The organism is Mesorhizobium sp. B4-1-1 (assembly GCF_006439375.1).
In the GTDB taxonomy this organism is placed as follows: domain Bacteria; phylum Pseudomonadota; class Alphaproteobacteria; order Rhizobiales; family Rhizobiaceae; genus Mesorhizobium.
The window spans coordinates 109443-128778 of the sequence record NZ_VFTH01000008.1 but is presented as its reverse complement, the minus strand read 5'-3'; the positions used below and the strand labels follow the sequence as shown (position 1 = coordinate 128778).

The window sequence follows — 19336 nt, the reverse complement described above, 5'->3', positions numbered from 1 at the left end:
TGAAATCATCCGACTCGGGCCGTGCGCCTTTCAATGGAGGGAGCGGACATGAACGTTTCAATCAGACTCGGCATCGTCGGCGGCGCGGGCTGGCTGGGCGGCGCCATCGCGGATGCCGCGCTTCAGGCCGGCGTCGTTCGCGCGCAGGACCTTGCCCTCTCCTACCGCAGCGCCAAGCCGGATCGTTTTGCCGGCGCGTTCTGGACCGACGACAACCAGGCGCTCGCCGACCGCTGAGATGTCATCATGCTTTCGGTGCGGCCGCAGGACTGGCCGTCGCTTACCATCGACGCCAAGGGCAAGCTTGTGATCTCGGTAATGGCCGGCATCCGCCTTGCCGAGATCGGCGCGAAGCATGGCACGCGCCGGGTGGCGCGCACATTGCCCAACGCCGCGGCCGAGGTCGCGAAATCCTATAAGCCTTGGATCGCGAGCAGCGATGCCACCGGCGTGGACCGCGCCATCGTGCGCGCGATCTTTTGCGCCTGCGGCAGCCAGGACGAGGTCGGCAGCGAACGCGACATCGACTATCTCACCGGCCTGTCCGGCCCGGCCTTCCCCGCCCTTTTGGCCGATGCCATGATGCGCCACGCTATCGCGTTTGGCCTGAAGCCCGAAGTGGCGCAGCGCGCCGTGAATACGGTGCTGACCGGCACCGGCCGGCTGATCGACTTGAACGACGCTTCGCCAGCCGACACGGTAAAGGCCTTCCTCGGCTATCACGGCACGACCGCCGCCGCGATCGAGACGATGCGCGAAGCCGGATTCGACGAGGCGGTCGCCAAGGGGCTCGAGGCGGCGTTCAGGAAATCGATCGCGATGGGCGAGACGTGAGCGGACGCTCCAATCCTAAAGGCCAAGACTCGATCGGCCACCACCTGTGGCTCCCGCTGCGGCCAATGCATCCGTTCGCGGCTGTCCGCACAATCTTTTGGCAGAAAATCTTGCAAAATTAAGTAAAATTGGGAATAACTCACGCCATGATTGTATTAGATACAACTTATTCTATCTTCACAAAATATCGATAAAAATACTGGCAATTTTTCTCTGTACTATTTGCTTGTTTTCGGGAACCATAGTCCACGTTGCAAATTTGGTTCGAAGCGGTCGCTTGAACCTGCAATGAACCTCCGGGCGGGGCAGCGCGGAAGGAGTGCACGATGAGCTTCGTCGTCAACGCGATAGGCGTTCCTCTCTACTATAGCGGCGCTTCCAATCATTGGTTTTCGGCAACGTCCGGACCGACATTCAACGGCAGCAGCGGCAACGACTCCATCTGGGGCGCCAGCGGCGTCAACGTCACCATGTATGGCGGCCCCGGCGACGACATCTATTACCTCTATTCGGCGAGCAACAAGGTGGTCGAGAACCCTGGAGAGGGCATCGACACGATCAATACTTGGATGAGCTACACGCTGCCGAACAACGTCGAAAACCTCGTCGTCACCAACGCCCATAACTATGCCTTCGGCAATGCCCTGGACAACATCATCACCGCCGCGGCGGGCGGCCAGACCCTGGACGGCGGCGCGGGCAACGATGTCCTGATCGATGGCGGCGGCGGCGCCGACACTTTCATCATCGCGAAGGGTAATGGAAGCGACTTGATCGTCAATTTTGCCTCGAACGATACCGTGCGCCTCGATGGCTACGGGTTCACGTCGTTCGCCGCCATCCACGAGAACCTGATCCAGGCGGGCCCCAATGTGATGCTGAATCTCGGATCGGGCGAGATTCTCGAATTCAAGAACATGACAATCGACAAGCTGCAGCCCAACCAGTTCGAGCTGCCGATCGACAAGTCCGGCATGACGCTGTCCTTCAGCGACGAGTTCAACACGCTGAACCTTCACAACAGCCAGGGCGGCACCTGGGACACCAACTTCTGGTGGGGCGCGGCGAACGGCAGCACGCTCACCCGCAATGGCGAGCTGCAGTGGTACATCGACGCCAATTACGGCCCGACCAGCTCGGTGCATCCGTTCAGCGTGCAGAACGGCGTGCTCTCCATCACCGCCGCGCAGGCGCCGGCCGACATCAAGCCGCTGATCAACAATTACGAATACACCTCCGGCATCCTGACCACGCATGACTCGTTCTCGCAGACCTATGGCTATTTCGAAATGAAGGCCGACCTGCCGGAGAATGCCGGCGCCTGGCCAGCCTTCTGGCTGCTGCCGGAGGACGGCTCCTGGCCGCCGGAGCTCGACGTGATCGAAAAGTATGGCCAGAACCCGAATTCGCTGCTGATGACCGCTCACACCAACCAGACGGGCCAGCACACGACGGTCGGATCCACGGTGAACGCCATGGACACCGCCGGCTTCCACACCTATGGCCTGCTGTGGACGCCGGACAAGCTGGTCTGGACCTATGACGGCGTGCAGGTCGCCGAAGCGGCGACGCCGTCGGACATGAACAAGCCGATGTACATGCTGGTCGATCTCGCGGTCGGCGGCCAAGCCGGCGCGCCGCCGGACCATCTCGCCACACCGGCCGAGATGAAGATCGACTATATCCGCGCCTATACGCTGAACGACTTGCCAAGCCAGGCGGCACTGACCAGCCACACTGCAAGCAGCACGCAGCAGCATCTCGGCACGGCAAGCGAGCATTCGGCCTGATTCGGACGTTAGGCGACTGCCCGTGATCCGGGTTGGAGAGGGAGTGCGGGAAATGACGGGACAGTCGGGATTGCGGCCAGTCTTGCGTCGCGCCGTCGCCGATGTCGGGCTGTTCTCGCTGCTCATCAACCTTCTGCTGCTGGTGATCCCGCTTTACCTGCTCCAAATCTACGACCGCGTCCTGCCCTCCTCCAGCCTCGAGACGCTTGTCTATCTGTCGGTCATCGCGGTCGCGGCGCTCGGCTTCCTCGGCTTCCTCGACACCATCCGCGCGGTCTACACGCAGCGCGTCGCCGCGACGGTCAATGACAGGCTTGGCGCAAGAATGTTCGCCGCTTCGCTCGGCGCCAGGAACGCGCCGTCGCCGCTCACCGACCTCGCCTCGGTCTGCGCCTTCATCCGCTCGCGCGGCGTGGCGGTGCTGTTCGACCTGCCCTTCGCGCCGGTCTTCCTGGCGCTGCTCTACCTTATCCATCCACTGCTCTTCTGGGTGACGCTTGGCGGCGCGGCGATGCTCGTCATGCTGGTCGTGGCCAACCAGCTTGCCATCGGCAGGAAGGATGCGCTGTCGGCGGAGCGTTCGGCTCTGGCCAGCCGGGCCGAGCAGGCCTTTGCCCGCAACGCCGAGACGCTGCGCGCCATGGGCATGGTGGAAAACGCCGCGCGCGCATGGGGACGCCATGTGGCGGAAGCGCTTGTCCTGCATGATCATTCGGCCTGCGCCAACGCTATCTTCAGCGGCGCTTCGCGGGCGCTGCGCATGATGCTGCAGCTGGCGATCCTCGGCACCGGCGCTTGGCTGGTGCTCAAGGGCCAGATGACGGCCGGCATGATCTTCGCCTCCTCGCTGGTGTCGTCACGCGCGCTGCAGCCGCTCGACCAGCTGATCGGTTCCTGGCGGCAGATTGGCGAGGCCAGACGCGCATGGTCGCGGCTGGGAGGAGCGCTCACGGCACAGCCGGCCGAGGCACGCAAGCTCGTCTTGCCCGACCCGACCGGCGCGATCTCTGCGCAGGATCTTTTCTTCATCGCGCCGAATGCCACCTTCGGCGCCGAGCCCATCCTCAAGCGGTTGAGCTTCGCGATCCAGCCCGGTGAGGCGGTAGCGATCGTCGGCCCGAGCGGCGCCGGTAAATCGACGCTGGCGCGGCTGCTTGTCGGGGCAACCCAGCCGAGTGGCGGCTCGGTCAGGATCGACGGCGCGGAACTCAAGACCTGGGACGAAAACCAGCTCGGCCGGCATATCGGCTATCTAGCGCAGGAGGTGGAGCTTTTCCCCGGCTCGGTCCATGAAAACATCGCCCGCTTCGACGCGGACGCGGACGACGCCGCAATCGTTGAGGCGGCAAAACGCGCCGAGGCGCATGAGCTGATCCTTTCGCTGCGCGACGGCTACCAGACGGTGATCGCCGGGACGCTGTCCGGCGGTGAGCGGCAGCGGATCGGGCTGGCGCGCGCCTTCTACGGCAACCCGCGCATCCTGGTGCTGGACGAGCCGAGCACGCATCTCGACGGCGCCGGCGAGGCGGCACTCGAGGCAGTGCTTGCCGCCGCGCGCGCCGCCGGCGTCACCACGATCGTGATCACGCATCGCCCTTCCATCGCCGCGGCCTGCGACCGCGTGATGGTTTTGCGCGGCGGCGTCATCGAAGCGTTCGGGCCGAGCGCGGAGGTGCTGCGGCAGTCAACTGCAGACAGGGGCAAGGGCACGCGGCAGAGCACGGTGGTGACCGGATCGTTCGCACCGACCATCCGTGCCGCGCCGACCATCCGCCACGGATCCTGAACGATGACGCAGAGCCTCACCTTCGAAGGCCGCCCGCGCACCGACTTCCGGCGCACCGCCTTCGCCGGCTACGCGGCGATCGCGCTGATGGTCGGCGGCTTCGGCTATTGGGCGGCGAGTGCGCCGCTGGCCGGCGCGGTGATCACCCAAGGCACGATCGCGGCGACCGGCGGCAACATCCTGATCCAGCACCGCGAGGGCGGCATCATCAGGCAATTGCTGGTGCATGAAGGCGACCGCGTACGGGAAGGCCAGAACCTCATTCTGCTCGACCGGACCGCGCCGGAGGCCGACCTCAACCGGCTGACAAGGCAGTGGATCGCGCTCAAGGCCGGCGCCGCGCGGCTGGAAGCCGAGCGCGACGGCCTCGTCACGCTGGCGCCGGTCGCCGAGCCAGCGCCGGCGCCGTTCCAGCAGGAGTTCCAGAACCTGATCCGCGAACAGCAGAAGGAGTTCGACGCCAGGCTCGCGCGGTTCCGCTCCGAGCAGTCGATCCTGGCGCAGCGCGTCGCCATGCATCGCGAGTCGGTCAAAGGCTTGAACGCGCAGAAGGCGGCAATCGAACAGCAAGCCGAGGTGGTGAAGAAGGAGCTCGGCATCAAGACCGACCTTCTGAACCGGGGCCTTACCGACCGCAGCGAATATTCGCAGTTGCTGCGCTCGGAGGCCGACCTCATCGGCCAGGCCGGCGCTCTGGAGGCGGACCTCGCCTCGGCCAACACGCAGATCGTCGAGGCGGAGGCGCAGACCGAGCGCGCGACGACGCAGCGCGTCGAGGAAGCGCTGACCAAACTCGACGACGTGCGCACCAATCTCGCCGACATCGAGGAGCGGATGCGCGCGGCGCAAGCGGTGCTGAAGCGCACGACGATCACCGCGCCGACGGCGGGCATCGTCATCTCGTCGACCTACAATTCGCAAGGCAGCGTGGTGGCGCCCGGCGAAAAGATCATGGAGATCCTGCCCACGTCATCGGGCCTGGTGGTGGACGCCAGGCTGCGGCCGAAGGACATCGACCAGGTGCATGTCGGCCAACAGGCAAAGCTCAGGCTCTCCGCGCTCAACGCGCGCCTGACACCGGAAGTCCCGGCCACGGTGAGCGAGATTTCAGCCGACCGGCTGATCGACGAGGCTACTCACGAACCCTATTTCCGCGCTAGGCTGAAGATCACCGATGCCCTGCCCCGGGGCGTGAAGAGAGAACAGCTCTATCCGGGCACCCCGGTCGACACCTTCATCAGCACCGGCGACCGGACCTTCTTCGAGTATCTGGTACGCCCGATGATGGACTCCTTCGCGCGGGCGTTCGGGGAAAGGTAGGCACCGTCAGTTCATAGCCACGTCCAGCCTGCCGCGGTAGGCTGGATTTCGAAACGGATATCGGGCAACGCGAAGCTCGCTCCGACCGTGGCGCGCGCCGGCGGCTCCGCGCCGTCGAGCCAGTCGACCCAGGCCTTGTTCATCGCATCGACGATCACGGTGTTCGAACCTATGGGCGCGGCGAACCTCGTCCGAGCGCAGACCTTCCGGGTCTACGAGCCGCTGTTTGCCGCGGCGCCCGGCTATTTCCTGCTGGCGGGGCTGGTGATGGCGGGCTTCGGTTTCGTCGAGCGCCGGTTCGCCCGGAGGTATTGAGCGGCGACAAAAAGCCATCCCCGATCCCACGGGACCATCGCCCCTCCCCTGGCTGAATCGAATTTGGGCCACCGCCTGTAGACATAGCGGCGGCAATGAAACAATCTTCACTGCGGGAACATAAGCGCGTCTCGAAGAAGGCGCCTACCTTCGGGTGCGCATGAACAATCGCTGGACCTTGTACGATCCACGCCTGGCCTGGATGCTGGTTGCACCGGTGCTTCTGCTGCTGATCTTCTTCCTGGTGCTGCCGATCGCGGTGATGGCGGCCTATACGTTATTCACCTTCGTCACCGCCGGCGTCGAATCCAGCGCGCTGACCACCGCCAACTGGCAGGAATTCTTCACCGACAGCTATTATTCCGGCTTCCTTCTGAAGACGCTGAGGGTCGGCGCGATCACCGCGCTGCTGTGCGGCGTGCTCGGCTATTTCCCGGCTTATTTCATCTGGGCGACGAGCTTCAGGCACAAATGGCTGCTGCTGCTCCTGCTCATCGTGCCGTTCTGGATCAGCTTCACCATCCGCACGTTTTCCTGGATCAACATCCTGGGCGAACAGGGCGTCATCAACGTCGCTCTGCTCAAGATGGGCATCATCAACGAGCCGCTGCAGATGCTCTACAACGAGGGCGCGGTGATCCTGGGACTGCTGCACTTCCTCCTGCCCTACATGATCCTCAATGTCTATGTCAGCCTCGAGGGCATCGACCGCACGCTGATCTCGGCCGCGCGCTCGATGGGCTGCACCAGCGCGCAGGCGTTCCGCGAGGTCACGCTCCCCCTCTCCCTGCCGGGCCTGGCGGCGGGCCTGCTGCTCTGTTTCGTGCTGGCCGCCGGAAGCTATGTGACGCCGCAGTTGCTCGGCTCGGGCCGCGACGCGCTGTTCGGCAACCTGATCTACGATACCATCATGGGCGAATTGAACTGGCCGCTGGGGGCAACGCTTTCGATCGTGCTGTTCGTCGTGCTCGGCTTCTTCGCCGCCATCTACACCCGCTACATGGGCATGTCGCAGATTGTGAAGGGCTTGGGCGGATGAAGGCTGCGCGACCGAACAGGGAAGGCAGATGGGCCTGGCGGCTGACCGGCTTCGTCACGGTCTGCGTCTACATCTTCATGTTCGCGCCGATCGTGGCGACCGTCATCCTGTCGTTCAATGCCTCGATGTTCGGCGGCTTCCCAATGACCGGCTTTTCGCTGCAATGGTACGCCAAGCTGATGAACAATGACGCGGTGCTGACGGCCTTCCGCACCTCGCTGTGGATCGCGCTGGTCACCGCCGTCGCCACCACCGCCATCGGCGTCGTCACGGCCTTCGCGCTGGTGCGTTTCGAGTTCCCGGGCAAGCAGGCGCTGAGCACGCTGGTGATCCTGCCGGCGCTGGTGCCGGAAACCATCCTCGGCGTCGGCCTTCTGGTGCTGATCAAGGCGATCGACCAGCCGCGCACCATGCTGCTCCTGGTGCTCGGCCACATCCTTTTAGCCGTGCCCTATGTGGTGCTGATCGCGCAGGCGCGCATGGTGGGCATAAGGCGCGTCTACGAGGAGGCCGCGCTCTCGCTCGGCGCCTCGCGCTTCTCGTCCTTTCGCGAGATCACGCTGCCGCTGCTGATCCCGGCGGTCGTCGGCGGCGCGCTGCTCGCCTTCACCATCTCGTTCGACAACACCTCGGCCAGCCTGTTCTGGCGGCCGGCAGGCGTCGAGACCATGCCCACCCAGATCCTTTCCATGCTGAAAATCTCGATCAGCCCGGAGATCAACGCGCTCGGCACCGTGATGATCCTGGTGACCGTCGGCATCCCGTTGATCGGCGGCCTGATCCTGCAAAGCCTGACGAAGTTGAAGAGACGCGGTGAACCAAAGGAGGAAGTACGATGAAACTGACGACAACCAAGCGGCTGGAACGGCTGCATGACCGATATGCCAATGGCGATCTGAGCCGCCGCACTTTCCTGACGCTGACGGCGGCAGCGGCCGCATCGGCGGGGCTTTCCATGCCGTGGATGGGACGGGCGCTCGCCGCGGTCGAGGAGGTCCGCTTCGATGGCTGGGGCGGCACGGTGCAGGACGCGATCGACAAATTCGCCTTCCAGCCCTACACGGCCAAGACCAAGATCAAGGTGGTGCAAGGCACGTTCGGCGACGAGGACGAGATCATCACCAAGATCAAGACCGCGAAACCCGGCGACTACCAGGTCATCCATTCGTCGGGCGTCAACTACTACATCAAATACGTCAATGGCGGCCTGACCTCGGAGATCAACGAGGCCAACATTCCCAACATGGTGAATGTGCTGCAGCCGATGATCGAGCCCTTCCGCAAGCTGACGCCGAAGCTGTCGGCCGTGCCTTACGACTACGGCACCACCGGCATCGCCTACAACACCAAAGTGATCTCGCCGGAGGAAGCCAAGGAAAAGGGCGCGGCACTTCTGCTCGACAAGAAATATGCGGGCAAGGTCGGCGGCTATTCCGACATGACGACGCGCGTCTGGTACGCCGCCCTGGCCACTGGACAGGACCCCAACAACCTCAAGGACATGGACACGATCTGGGCCAAGGTGCGCGAAACGCGCGACCTCGCCAAGAAGTTCTGGAGCTCCGGCGCGGAGCTGATGGACCTGCTCTCCAAGGGCGAGATCGTGGTGACCGACGCATGGTCGGGCCGGGTCGCCGCGCTGCAGGACCAGGGCCATCCGATCGGCTATCTAGATCCGGCCGGCTCCTATGCGTGGATGGAGGACATGCTGATCCTGAAGGGCTCGCCGATGACCGAATGCGAGGAGCTGATCAACTTCATGCTCGACCCTGCGACCTCGATCGCGGTGGCCGAGGGCCAGAGCTACCCGCCGTCGCTCGACCCGACCAAGGTCAAGCTGACCGACAAGATCGCGAAGCTGCCGGCTTTCGATCCGACCGGCACGATGAAGGCGCTGACCTTCGCCGATCCAACCTACTGGGCGACCAACGAGGACGCCTGGACCAAGCAGTGGAACAGGATCTCGAAAGGTGCCTGAGGATCAGGACACGAAAATCCATCCCCGGCCGGCCTCGGCCGGGGCGGAAGGCGCGAGCGCGGCCGCCGGGGCGAGCAGCCCGGCGGTCGAGTTTCGCAACATCGACATCGCCTACGGCAAGTTCGTCGCGGTGCGCGATTTCTCTTTGTCGATCCGCAAGGGCAGCTTCGTCACGCTGCTCGGGCCTTCGGGCTGCGGCAAGACGACGATCCTGCGCTCCATCGCCGGGCTGGTCGACATTTCGGCCGGCCAGATCATGATCGGCGGCCGGCGCGTCGACGACGTGCCGATCTACAAGCGCAATATCGGGCTGGTGTTCCAGAGCTATGCGCTCTTTCCCCACAAGACCGTGTTCGACAATGTCGCCTTCGGCCTGAAATACCGCAACGTCGCCAAGCCCGAGATCAGGCGCAAGGTCGGCCAGGCGCTCGACATGGTTCGGCTGCCGGGCAGCGAGAAGAAACTGCCCTCCCAATTGTCGGGCGGTCAGCAGCAGCGCATCGCGCTGGCGCGCGCCATCGTCTTCGAGCCGCAGGTGCTTTTGCTCGACGAGCCGCTCTCGGCGCTCGACGCCAACATGCGCGAGGAGATGCGCGTCGAGATCAAGAAGATCCAGAAGGAAACCGGCATCACCGCAATCTTCGTCACGCACGACCAGGAAGAAGCGCTGTCGATGTCGGACCGCATCGTGGTGATGAATGCTGGCTCGGCCGAGCAGATCGGCACGCCGGAAGAGGTCTATGAGCGGCCCGCCACCGCCTTCGTCGCCGACTTCCTCGGCAAGGCCAACATGCTTCCGGGAACGGTGAGCCGATCCGACGGACCGACGACAGTCACGCTGGCCAGTGGCCAGACGGTCAATGTGCAGGCGCCGCAACCGCTGCCGCGAGGAAGCGCCGTCACCGTCGTGGTGCGGCCGCAGAAACTGTCGGTGGGTCGAACGAGCGCCAACCGGTTGCCCGGCCGGGTCGTGTCGGCCTCGTATCTCGGCGGCAGCGCCATCTACGAGGTTGACATAGGCGGCAAGACGAACATCCGCGCCAACGCCCCGATCGACGGCCGCGTTCTCAACGAAGGCGAAGCGATCGAACTCGGCTTCGACGCGGACGATTGCGTCTTGCTGGACGAGGCAGGGCGGCGGATTTCCTGAAGGCCGCGTCCGCCCTGTAATCAGTACGACCCTTGACGGCTATTACAGTTCATTTCTTGGAGAGAAACGCTTTGCAGGCAGGGGTGAGCTCACTGATGTGCTGTTTAAGACAGCTTAACCCCTTTGCATTGTCGACCATCTTGCACACTCGCTGGGCATCCGTCCTGCATGGCGTTTTGTAGGCATCTTTCGCTGAAGCGACGTCGGCGAGGAAAAGCGAACTGGAAGCCAGAAGCGCCAGTCCAAGCGTTTTCTGTTTGCGCATGAGTTAATTCCCCTCTGAACATGAGTATAGTAACGCAGCCATTATATACGCTAGCCCTGATATAATAGGAAGGCAAAGGACTTTGCGACGAAGCGCTCCGTGCCGCATTGGCAAAGGGACGATATTTCAAGCTGAGACACCACCAGATTCCCACGGCAATTTCGACGCCCGCTCCAACGCTCGCTCCCCCGGTCATCGGCGACAAGTCCTCCCATTGGTGACGTGAATGATCACGCCGCAAAGAGATGGAGACGACAATGACGAGTTTGGAGCACACGGCCTGTGAACCCGGCCGCGCGGACCTCAGCCTGATTGGCTTTGCCGGCCGCGCGCTGCGGCTTGCCTATCGTGCGATGAGGATGCGCAGCGACCGCGCCGCCATGCAGGCCATGCCCGATCATCTGCTCAAGGACATGGGTATCGGCCGTTCGGAAATCGACCATTACACCTCGATGCGCTACGCCTCCGACGTTGACGGGATGGACATCCGCAACGCCGGATGACCCCGATGGCGGTCGTCACCACGCTCTCGACAAGCCCCGGGCTTCCCCGCGCCGGGACTTTTGCGTTCCGGCGCATTCGAGCGTCGACATTCGTTTCAAATGATACATCCAACGCAATTTCCAACGGTAGACGTATGAAAAATTCCACGGTCGCACCCACTCTCGTTCAAACGCTCCATCGGCAAACAGAGACCGTCACGGCAACCAAGCCGCAAACGAACCTTTGGAGATGAAGATGCAACCCAACACCAAACCTGCACGGCTTCCGCTCAATGGCGTCGACACGCCGAACCTTCTGGCGACGATCAATTTCGTCGCCGGGCAGCCGGAGCTGGCAAAATTCCAGTTCCGCGCCCACAACGAGTGGATCGAGGGCACACACAGCAAGACCGTCATGAATGGCTTCTTCGGCGCAGGCCAGGAGCAGAAGCACGAGAAGCCGCATTATGCCGACGCCGACCATCCGGCGATCCTGTGCGGCGCCGACAATGCGCCGACCCCGGTCGAATGGCTGCTGCACGGGCTGGCGGGCTGCCTGATGGCTGGCGTCGCCAACATTGCCGCCGCACGCGGGATCAAGCTCACCAAGGTGAAGTGCTCGGTCGACGGCGACATCGACCTGCGCGGCATCCTCGGCATTTCCGACGAGGTTCGCAACGGCTTCCAGAACATCCAGGTGTCGTTCGAGATCGAAGGCGACGCGCCGGCCGAGAAGCTGCAGCAGCTGGTCGAGCAGTCGCGCGTCCGTTCGGCCGTGTTCGATGTGCTGACCAAGGGCGTGCCGGTCACCGTCGGCATCAAGACCATCCAGTAAGCCTAAGCCGGCAGGCGATCCGGACCGATCCGGGCCGCCTGCCGCCTCTCAAACGGACCAGAACCATGAGACGCGCGGTCGTCATCATCGGCGCGGGCCAGGCTGGCCTTGCGCTCAGCCATTGCCTCGGCCAGGCCGGTATCGACCATGCCGTGCTGGAGCGCGGCCGCATCGGCGAGCGCTGGCGCTCGCAGAGCTGGCGCTCGCTCAGGCTGCTCACGCCGAACTGGCTGAATGCCCTGCCCGGCTCGCCCTATGAGGGCGGCGATCCCGACGGCTTCATGAGCAAAGGGGCTTTCGTGGAAAGCCTGGAGCGCTACGCCTGGCAGTGGCATGCGCCCGTCGAGACCAATGTCGAGGTCACATCAGTCAAGCGGACCGGCGACGGCTTTGCCTTGCGCACCAGCGCCGGCGAGTGGTCGGCGCGCGCGGTCGTCGTCGCGACAGGACATTGCGACCGGCCGGTCATCCCTTTTTCGGCTGAGACCCTTTGCGGACCTCTCAGCATTCACGCTTCGCAATATCGCTCGCCCGGCGAGCTGCCGGGCGGCGGCGTCCTAGTCGTCGGTGCCTCATCCTCCGGCGTGCAGATCGCCGACGAACTCGCCCGCTCGGGCCGGCGCGTGGTGCTTTCGGTCAGCAAGCATACGCGCCTGCCCAGAACATGGCGCGGCCAGGATATCTTCTTCTGGCTGTGCGCAATGGGCCTGCTGGCGCAGCGCCGGGAAGACCTCGCCAATCCGGAAGGCGCGCGACGCCAGCCGTCGCTGCAGCTCTCCGGCCGGCCCGACAGGGCCGATGTCGATCTCGCCACGCTGCAGGCGTTCGGCGTGGAGCTGACCGGGCGGGTGCGCGGCGTCGGCGACCGCGAGATCGCCTTCGCCGGCGACCTTGGCCAGCACATCGCTGCGGCGGAAGCGAAGCAGGCGCGCCTGCTCGACCAGATCGACCGCTTCACGGGCGCGGCGACACCATACCGGCCCGATCCGGTAGCGATGCCGGCGGCGTGCGCAGAACAGCTGTCGCTCACCGACGGATCGATCCGCAGCATCGTCTGGGCGACCGGCTACGCGCGCTCGCTCGGCTGGCTGGAGCCGCTGGCGCTCGGCGCCGACGGCGAGCTCGCGCATCAGGGCGGCGTCACCAGCGTGCCCGGCCTCTACGCGCTCGGCTTCCGCTTCCTGCGCAAGCGCGATTCCAACTTCATCGGCGGCGTCGGCGCGGACGCCGAGGCGATCGCCGCCGAAATCTCGCGTCATCTCGACTGCAACGGCCGCAAGGCAGCCTGAGGATCACGACCACCATGGCAACCAATCCCATCTCCCTCATGGCCACTCCCAGGCGCGGCCACTACGACGCCATCATCGTCGGCGCGCGCTGCGCGGGTGCGGCGACCGCGATGCTGCTCGCCCGCGCGGGTCTCAAGGTGCTTGCGATCGACCGCAAGCCCTACGGCTCCGACACGCTGTCGACGCATGCGCTGATGCGGCCGGCCGTGTTGCAGCTTTGGCGCTGGGGCCTGCTCGAGCCGCTGCTCAAGGCCGGGACGCCGCCGATCGAGACGACGACCTTCCACTATGGCGAGGAGGAGATCGCCGTCCCGCTCGCTGCCGGTTCGGACCTTCCCGGGCTGATCGCGCCGCGGCGCACGGTGCTCGACCGCATCCTGGTCGATGCGGCGCGCAAGGCCGGCGCGGAGGTCCTGCACGAGGTGGCGGTCGGCGACCTCTTCGCCGGCACGCGCGGGCGCGTGCGCGGCATCGAAATCCGCGCCGCCGGCCGCGCATCCGTGAGGGTCAGCGCCGATATCGTGGTCGGCGCCGACGGCATCGGCTCGCTGGTGGCGAAATGCGTGGACGCCCAGCCCTTGCGGCGCGGCGCAGTGTCGGCCGCCCATGTCTATGGCTATGCGCCGGTCGAGCCGGGCGCCGGCTATCACTGGTACTTCCGCGACGGGATCGCCGGCTCGTTCATCCCAACCAATGACGGCCTCGCCTGCATCGTAGCCTCGGTGCCGACGAGCCTGTTCGACCAGCGCTTCCGCCTCGGCCACGCCCGCGCCCGCATGGACGTGCTCGAAGCGCTTTCGCCGGCGCTGGCAGCACAAGCGGCCCAGGCGCCGAAGGACGCCCGCCTGCAGGCGTTCCGGGGCGTGCCGGGCTATATCCGTCAGGCGCACGGTCCCGGATGGGCGCTGGTGGGTGACGCCGGCTTCTTCCGCGACCCGATCACCTCGCACGGCATTTCCGATGCGCTGCGCGACGCCGAGAGCCTCGCGCGCGCCATCCTCGACGGGTCCGACGCGGCATTCGCGATCTGGCAGCAGCAGCGCGACATGATCGCCAACCAGATTCTGGACACCACGGATGCCGTCGCCGGCTTCGACTGGACGCTCGACGATATCGGCGAGCGGCATCGCCGCTTCAGCGCCGTGCTGAAGGCCGAGGTGCAGGCGCTGGCCGGGCAGTCCATGCCGGCCCGCCGCGCCCCTTCGTCTGCATCGCGGCCGACGGCCCACCGGGCGCCGGCCAACCAGGACGAGCCGCCGGCCTCGGCCGGCTCGAACCTCAATCGCAACCGAACCGGAGCAAGACCATGACTGTGCATGTGATGAAGGACGGGTGGGTCGGTGTCATCAAAGGGCGACCGCAATTGGGCGCCTTCGCCGAGCGCTCGCGGCGCACGCAGCCTCAGGATATCGACGCCTTCGCCGAGATGACCGGCGACCGCAATCCGCTGCATTACGACAAGGCGCTGGCCGAGGCTTCGGTGTTCGGCAAGCTCATCGTGCAGGGCGGCGTCACCTCAGGCATCCTGAACGCGGTGGTGGCGGAAGAGCTGCCTGGCCCCGGCTCGGTGTTCCTCGAAGTCTCGTGGAAATTCGTCAAGGCGGTCGGCGTCGGCGAATTGATCACCGGCCGCGTCGAGGTCAAGGACGTGCGCGCCGACAAGCCGATCACAAAGCTGGAGACATCGGTGCGCAACGAAGCCGGCGAGCTTTGCCTCACCGGCACCGCCACGGTGTTCACCGTGCCATTGGCCGGGGGCTGAGAGCTTCTGGACCGCTTGGTTACGCGCCCGCCGTGTCGGCGATGAAGGCGCGGACGTGGTCGATGAACTCCTCGAAGGCGGGCTCGCCTTCGAGGAGGATATGGTTCTGGCTCTCGAGCTCGATGAAGCGCGCGCCGGGAATGCCGGCGGCCATGGTGCGCCCGGATTCGACGGGAGCGACGTTGTCGTCCCGCGCGTGCAGCACCAGCGTCGGCACGCGCACCTTCTCCAGCAAGTCGCTGACATCGATCACGGAAAAGGCGCTCTGCAGGCGCCAGGCATCGTCGGGCGAGACGGTGCGCAGCATCAGATCGTCCATCCAAGCGAAATGCTCGTGCGTGGCGCCGGGGATGAACATGGAGCAGAAGGCCTGGCGGAACATCGGGTTCGGCTTGCCCCAGCTCTCGCGCATCAGCGTCGCGGCGGCCTCGCGCGTCGCGATCTCGCCCGCGTCGCCGCGTGCCCGCCAGCCTTTGACGTAGCCGCCATAAAGGATCATGCCCGAGACGCGCTCGGGATGGCGGATGGCGTAGGCGATCGAAACCGCGCAGCTCTGCGACAGGCCGAGCAAGGTGAAGCGGTCGAGCCCCGTTGCCTCGACCACGCATTCGAGGTCCGACAGCATGGTCTCGAACGAGATATCGACGACATGCCTTTGCGACAGGCCGTTGCAGCGCTCGTCATAGCGCACCAGCCGGTTCCGGCGCGACAGTTCCCGCATCCAGTGCCGCCAGATCGGGCTGTCCCAGTCGAAGGTGAGATGCGACATCCAATGCGCGGCGCGCAGGATCGCAGGGCCGCTGCCGGTGCTGGCATGGGCGAGCCTGGTGCCGTCGAGAGCACGGCAGAATTGCACGGCGCGGCCGGGATCCTGCGATGACGCGGATTTCAACGGGGCTTGCGGCCGCCGGGCGGAACCGGACTGCGATGCGCGACCCGTGGCTTGAGCAGCGGCCGACCGGACCCTGTCCTCCAGCGCCTCGGTCTCGGCGGCGAGCCTCGCATCGTCGGGCACTAGGCTGCGCAGGCGCTGGGCAAAGGGCAGCGCCCGCCGCGGCTGGTCCGCCAGGCGCTCGACCAGTTCGCGCAGGATGCCGAGCTCGATGATCTCCACCTCGCTGGCGATGGCCTGCCGCCAGGCTTCATAGTCGAAGCAGCGCTCGAGCGAGAGGTCGGCGAGAAAGCCGCCACGGATCGAGGCCAGGACGGCTTCGAGCTCCTCGGTCGAGCGGGAGGAAAGGTCGGCCTTCACCAGCGGCGCCAGCCGCGCGTAATCCGTCGCGACATTGAGCGCGACCGCGTTGCGATCGGCGGCAAGGGCTGTTTCAACGCCGCCCAGGACCTGGCGGATCTTGGACAGGCTCCAGCGCAAGGCGCCGCGCGGATCGTCGGGGATGTCCCAGAATATCTCGCATAACCGCTCGCGCTGGTGCTGCCTGGCGGTGACGGCAAGGTAGGCGAGCAGCGCCCGCGTCTTGCGCGACGGCGGCAGGTCAAGCGGCTGGCCGTCACGCATCACCTGAAAATCGCCAAGCACGCGCAGTTCCAGCATGTGCTGATCGCCGTTCATGCGTCCACGCGCTTGTCGATCGCCATGATCCCCCTTCGGCCTTGGCCGGCGCCGCCCAAAGGCAGCCGCTCGCCATAGCAAAATCGGCTAATTTAGGGAAGCGTGGTCCGGACGGCTCACGGCCGAGGAACCAAATCGACTTGGCGGCGCGGACAGCCGCTTATGTCAATCAAGGCATGTGGCCGCTCGTTCACGCCTTTGCCGGGACCGGCCTCGACTTGATCGCTGTAGCCAGCACGACTCCGGCGACGATGAAGGCGGCGCCGAGCAGATCGTAGTCATGCAGGCTCTCGCCGAGCAGCAGATAGGCAAGCACGGCGACGAACAGCGTCTGCAGGTAGAGCAGCATGCTTGCCCGGCTTGCGCCCAGCGCCTCCACGCTTTTGTTGTAGAGATAATACATCAGCGCCCCGCCTGGCCCCGCCAGATAGGCGAGCGCGAGCAGGCCATTGCCGTTCAGGGCAGAGCGCTCGTCGTTGAAGATTTCCCACAGGTGGAACGGCAGCGCGACCAGCGCGCCGGCGCCGAGCAAAAGCACGACCAGCGGCAAGAGCTCAAGGCCGAACTTGGAGCGGCGCAGCAGCACCGTATAGAGCGCCCAGCAGAAGGCGCTGCCGACGATCCACAATTCGCCGATGTTGAACCGCAGTTGCACCAGCGCATCCAGCTTGCCATGCGCGACGATCACCAGCATGCCGGCAAGTGCCGCAACCGCGCCGAGCGACTTCCAGAGTCCGAGCGGCTCGCCAAGCACCAAGCGCCCCAGCACCATGGTCATGATCGGCGACATCGCCATGATGATGCCGGCCGTGGTGGCGTCGGTGTCGTTCAGGCCATGGTACATCATGCCCTGGCAGAGCGTGAGGCCGATCGCCCCCGCGGCGACGATCTCCAAGGGCCGGGATTTGAGAAGCGCAATCATCGCGCCGTGATGGCGGTGCACCATCGGCAAAAGGATGGCGCAAGCCAGCAAGAGCCGCCAGAAGCACAGCCCCCAGGGCGGCATTTCCGGCGCCACCCATTTGGCCGCGATATAGACGCCGGCCGAGAGCAGCCAGCACAGCACGGCAGTGGGATAGCCTCCCAGGTATGCTACCGCGGCGATGGCCCGCGGTTCCGGCTGATGGACTATCGGTATCGCCTGCATCGCATGCGCCCGTTCGATGAACGTCAGCCCAGACGTAGCCGGTAGTCTACCTCATCCCGGGGGTGTTACATATGGCTCCGACAAACCCGTCCGGCAGAGATCAATGCGGCGTGTCGCTGGCCATATGCAGATGCTCCCAGGCCGAGCCGACGCGACCATGGAACTGTGATGCAAATCGTTCGGCTTCGATGTCTTCGAGGCCGTCGTCGACAAGGGCCTCGATGCTCCGCCGCAGCAGGGCGAGCTGCATCTGCCGCGCATGCCTTGCGTCGGTTTCGCGCATGATGGCCGTGACGTGATAGGCTACGACCGGCTGGCCAAGGCAGGACAGAAGCGCGCTCGACCCTGCAGTCGCTGCAGTGACCGCTTCCTCGATATTCATTCCGGCGCTCCCTCATCTAAGATGCTGGGCGCCTCCCCGGCAGACGGCGACGGTATCCGCCGCTCTTTTCCAATTTTTGGCAGTCGCGAGATCATCGCTCACGGCCAAAATCAGTGTCCTCCAGAACCCTATTAAAGGCGACCGGATAGTTAATTGATGGTTAACGGCAAAGCTGGCATCTTAGGCATCCGGCTTGGCCTGAAAACGCATCGGTCAGTGACCCGGGATGTTTCGCCCGGTCGATGGCGCGAGGCTCTGCGAACCAGGGACCGAAACCGGCGCGCCGTGAAGCACCCAGTCCGCCGCGATTTGCCCTATCACCGGGGCGAGCTGGATGCCGTAGCCGCCGGCGCCGGCAGCGGTGATCAATGTCGGCTCCGAAAGATCTATCGGCCCGACGAAGGGGCGATGGTCGGCTGTCACGGGATAAAGGCCCGCCCAGCCCCGGCCGAGCCGCGCGCCAGGCAGATCGGGCACGCGCTCCAGAAGCAGCTCCGCCAGGTCGACCTTCGACTGCTCCTCGCACTGGTCGTTGTAGTTGTCGGGATCCTCGGGCGCGGTCGACTTCGCCTTGTGGATCTCGGCAATCAGCTCGCCCGGCTTTTCGTGGCGGAAGTTGAGCCCGCTGCCTTCGCCGTTCACGAGGTCCATGACCATCGGCATGGTGTAGCCGAGCGGCTCGTCGAGATGGATGACGACGGCTTCGTGGCGCTCGGGCCAGATGTGCAGACGCTGGCCGAAAAGCGCGGCCACCTGCGGCGCCCAGGCGCCGCCCGCATTGACCACGACATCGCAATCGATCAGTCGTCGCTTGCCATCGATCGGGTCGCCGCTGGTTTCCAGCGTATAGCCGCCCGGCCGTCGTTGCACGCCGAGCAGCTTGCGGTACTGGCGGATCTCGCCGCCCTTGGCGCGGACGATGCCGGCCAGGAAATTGCACATTTCGTGCGGGTCGAGGAAGCCGTTGTCGGGCCCGAACAACCCGCCTTCGAGCCCGTCAGGATTGATGTGCGGCACGAGGTCCCTGAGTTCGGTGGCGCGGAGCAGGCGCGACCTCAGTCCCGCTTCGCCCTGGATCTCGACCGATCTCGCGAACAGCGCCATCTGCGCCGGCGTGCGCGCCAGCCGCAGATAGCCGATATGGTTGAAGCGAAGCCCCTCGCCCTCCCACTGGCGGAACCGGCGCAGCGAATGGACGCGCAGCATGATCTCGAACGGGTCGGTCAGTTGCGATCCGACGACGCCGACCGACCGGCCGCTCGACCCAGAAGCGATCGACTGGGCTTCGAGCACCGTGACGCGCGCGCCCTGCTCGACAAGGTTGAGCGCCGTGCACATGCCGAGCGTGCCCGCGCCGATCACCACGACATGAAGAGCAACTGTCATCTGTGG

Annotated in this window: 18 protein-coding genes and 1 pseudogene; 14 read left to right on the top strand and 5 right to left on the bottom strand. The window is 65.1% G+C overall.

What is annotated here, in order from left to right:
* The first annotated feature begins 48 nt into the window (after positions 1-48).
* The 9 genes and pseudogenes from FJW10_RS13740 (at position 49) to FJW10_RS13700 (ending at position 10212) form a co-directional block, all read left to right on the top strand.
* Positions 49-834, top strand: a pseudogene (locus FJW10_RS13740) (pyrroline-5-carboxylate reductase dimerization domain-containing protein).
* Between the two features lie 326 nt (positions 835-1160).
* Positions 1161-2624 carry a family 16 glycosylhydrolase gene (locus FJW10_RS13735; protein ID WP_140900512.1) on the top strand — a complete coding sequence of 488 codons (1464 nt, stop codon included), beginning with the start codon at positions 1161-1163 and terminating at the stop codon, positions 2622-2624.
* A 52-nt stretch (positions 2625-2676) separates the two neighbouring features.
* Positions 2677-4410 (top strand): type I secretion system permease/ATPase, encoded by a 1734-nt coding sequence (locus FJW10_RS13730; RefSeq protein WP_140900511.1) that lies wholly within the window; start codon positions 2677-2679, stop codon positions 4408-4410.
* A gap of 3 nt (positions 4411-4413) precedes the next feature.
* Positions 4414-5730: an HlyD family type I secretion periplasmic adaptor subunit gene (locus tag FJW10_RS13725; RefSeq protein ID WP_140900510.1), complete on the top strand. Its 1317-nt coding sequence runs from the start codon at positions 4414-4416 to the stop codon at positions 5728-5730.
* Between the two features lie 87 nt (positions 5731-5817).
* On the top strand, positions 5818-6045 hold the full coding sequence (locus FJW10_RS13720; RefSeq protein ID WP_140900509.1) for a hypothetical protein: 228 nt from the start codon (positions 5818-5820) through the stop codon (positions 6043-6045).
* Between the two features lie 160 nt (positions 6046-6205).
* Positions 6206-7084 carry an ABC transporter permease gene (locus tag FJW10_RS13715; protein WP_140900508.1) on the top strand — a complete coding sequence of 293 codons (879 nt, stop codon included), beginning with the start codon at positions 6206-6208 and terminating at the stop codon, positions 7082-7084.
* The gene (locus tag FJW10_RS13710) at positions 7081-7923 is read left to right on the top strand and encodes an ABC transporter permease (protein ID WP_140900507.1); all 843 of its coding nucleotides are present in this window, start codon (positions 7081-7083) and stop codon (positions 7921-7923) included. The genes FJW10_RS13715 and FJW10_RS13710 overlap by 4 nt, the downstream gene beginning before the upstream one ends.
* Complete coding sequence (locus FJW10_RS13705; RefSeq protein WP_140681392.1) at positions 7920-9062, top strand: ABC transporter substrate-binding protein; 1143 nt, start codon at positions 7920-7922, stop codon at positions 9060-9062. The genes FJW10_RS13710 and FJW10_RS13705 overlap by 4 nt, the downstream gene beginning before the upstream one ends.
* Positions 9055-10212 (top strand): ABC transporter ATP-binding protein, encoded by a 1158-nt coding sequence (locus tag FJW10_RS13700; protein ID WP_140900506.1) that lies wholly within the window; start codon positions 9055-9057, stop codon positions 10210-10212. The genes FJW10_RS13705 and FJW10_RS13700 overlap by 8 nt, the downstream gene beginning before the upstream one ends.
* A gap of 49 nt (positions 10213-10261) precedes the next feature.
* Here the strand turns inward: FJW10_RS13700 and FJW10_RS13695 are convergent, their stop codons facing one another.
* The gene (locus FJW10_RS13695) at positions 10262-10477 is read right to left on the bottom strand and encodes a hypothetical protein (RefSeq protein ID WP_140831660.1); all 216 of its coding nucleotides are present in this window, start codon (positions 10475-10477) and stop codon (positions 10262-10264) included.
* Positions 10478-10734: 257 nt separating this feature from the next.
* On the opposite strand from FJW10_RS13695, the gene FJW10_RS13690 reads away from it, so the two are divergent.
* The 5 genes from FJW10_RS13690 (at position 10735) to FJW10_RS13670 (ending at position 14845) form a co-directional block, all read left to right on the top strand.
* On the top strand, positions 10735-10980 hold the full coding sequence (locus FJW10_RS13690) for a DUF1127 domain-containing protein (RefSeq protein WP_181177524.1): 246 nt from the start codon (positions 10735-10737) through the stop codon (positions 10978-10980).
* A gap of 235 nt (positions 10981-11215) precedes the next feature.
* Complete coding sequence (locus FJW10_RS13685) at positions 11216-11794, top strand: OsmC family protein (RefSeq protein ID WP_246674247.1); 579 nt, start codon at positions 11216-11218, stop codon at positions 11792-11794.
* 65 nt (positions 11795-11859) lie between these two features.
* Complete coding sequence (locus FJW10_RS13680; RefSeq protein ID WP_140900503.1) at positions 11860-13083, top strand: NAD(P)/FAD-dependent oxidoreductase; 1224 nt, start codon at positions 11860-11862, stop codon at positions 13081-13083.
* Between the two features lie 14 nt (positions 13084-13097).
* Complete coding sequence (locus tag FJW10_RS13675) at positions 13098-14393, top strand: NAD(P)/FAD-dependent oxidoreductase (protein WP_140900502.1); 1296 nt, start codon at positions 13098-13100, stop codon at positions 14391-14393.
* Positions 14390-14845, top strand: coding sequence for a MaoC family dehydratase (locus FJW10_RS13670; protein WP_140900501.1), 456 nt, complete (start codon positions 14390-14392; stop codon positions 14843-14845). The genes FJW10_RS13675 and FJW10_RS13670 overlap by 4 nt, the downstream gene beginning before the upstream one ends.
* A 19-nt stretch (positions 14846-14864) precedes the next feature.
* Here FJW10_RS13670 and FJW10_RS30770 read toward each other — a convergent pair whose 3' ends face one another.
* From FJW10_RS30770 to FJW10_RS13650, 4 genes are all read right to left on the bottom strand, one after another.
* Complete coding sequence (locus FJW10_RS30770) at positions 14865-16415, bottom strand: alpha/beta fold hydrolase (RefSeq protein ID WP_246674246.1); 1551 nt, start codon at positions 16413-16415, stop codon at positions 14865-14867.
* A gap of 190 nt (positions 16416-16605) precedes the next feature.
* Positions 16606-17562: an EamA family transporter gene (locus tag FJW10_RS13660; RefSeq protein WP_140900500.1), complete on the bottom strand. Its 957-nt coding sequence runs from the start codon at positions 17560-17562 to the stop codon at positions 16606-16608.
* 100 nt (positions 17563-17662) lie between these two features.
* Positions 17663-17944, bottom strand: a complete 282-nt coding sequence (locus FJW10_RS13655; RefSeq protein WP_140785672.1) for a hypothetical protein — start codon at positions 17942-17944, stop codon at positions 17663-17665.
* Positions 17945-18157: 213 nt separating this feature from the next.
* Entirely contained in the window at positions 18158-19330 is a 1173-nt protein-coding gene (locus tag FJW10_RS13650; protein ID WP_140900499.1) for an FAD-dependent oxidoreductase, read from the bottom strand.
* Positions 19331-19336: the final 6 nt, after the last annotated feature.

Excerpts from the sequence above, each read along its gene's own strand:
- FJW10_RS13735 (WP_140900512.1), top strand. The coding sequence starts at position 1,161 with ATGAGCTTCGTCGTCAACGCGATAGGCGTTCCTCTCTACTATAGCGGC.
- FJW10_RS13730 (WP_140900511.1), top strand. The coding sequence starts at position 2,677 with ATGACGGGACAGTCGGGATTGCGGCCAGTCTTGCGTCGCGCCGTCGCC.
- FJW10_RS13725 (WP_140900510.1), top strand. The coding sequence starts at position 4,414 with ATGACGCAGAGCCTCACCTTCGAAGGCCGCCCGCGCACCGACTTCCGG.
- FJW10_RS13715 (WP_140900508.1), top strand. The coding sequence starts at position 6,206 with ATGAACAATCGCTGGACCTTGTACGATCCACGCCTGGCCTGGATGCTG.
- FJW10_RS13710 (WP_140900507.1), top strand. The coding sequence starts at position 7,081 with ATGAAGGCTGCGCGACCGAACAGGGAAGGCAGATGGGCCTGGCGGCTG.
- FJW10_RS13705 (WP_140681392.1), top strand. The coding sequence starts at position 7,920 with ATGAAACTGACGACAACCAAGCGGCTGGAACGGCTGCATGACCGATAT.
- FJW10_RS13695 (WP_140831660.1), bottom strand. The coding sequence starts at position 10,477 with ATGCGCAAACAGAAAACGCTTGGACTGGCGCTTCTGGCTTCCAGTTCG.
- FJW10_RS13690 (WP_181177524.1), top strand. The coding sequence starts at position 10,735 with ATGACGAGTTTGGAGCACACGGCCTGTGAACCCGGCCGCGCGGACCTC.
- FJW10_RS13685 (WP_246674247.1), top strand. The coding sequence starts at position 11,216 with ATGCAACCCAACACCAAACCTGCACGGCTTCCGCTCAATGGCGTCGAC.
- FJW10_RS13680 (WP_140900503.1), top strand. The coding sequence starts at position 11,860 with ATGAGACGCGCGGTCGTCATCATCGGCGCGGGCCAGGCTGGCCTTGCG.
- FJW10_RS13675 (WP_140900502.1), top strand. The coding sequence starts at position 13,098 with ATGGCAACCAATCCCATCTCCCTCATGGCCACTCCCAGGCGCGGCCAC.
- FJW10_RS13670 (WP_140900501.1), top strand. The coding sequence starts at position 14,390 with ATGACTGTGCATGTGATGAAGGACGGGTGGGTCGGTGTCATCAAAGGG.
- FJW10_RS30770 (WP_246674246.1), bottom strand. The coding sequence starts at position 16,415 with ATGAACGGCGATCAGCACATGCTGGAACTGCGCGTGCTTGGCGATTTT.
- FJW10_RS13660 (WP_140900500.1), bottom strand. The coding sequence starts at position 17,562 with ATGCAGGCGATACCGATAGTCCATCAGCCGGAACCGCGGGCCATCGCC.
- FJW10_RS13655 (WP_140785672.1), bottom strand. The coding sequence starts at position 17,944 with ATGAATATCGAGGAAGCGGTCACTGCAGCGACTGCAGGGTCGAGCGCG.
- FJW10_RS13650 (WP_140900499.1), bottom strand. The coding sequence starts at position 19,330 with ATGACAGTTGCTCTTCATGTCGTGGTGATCGGCGCGGGCACGCTCGGC.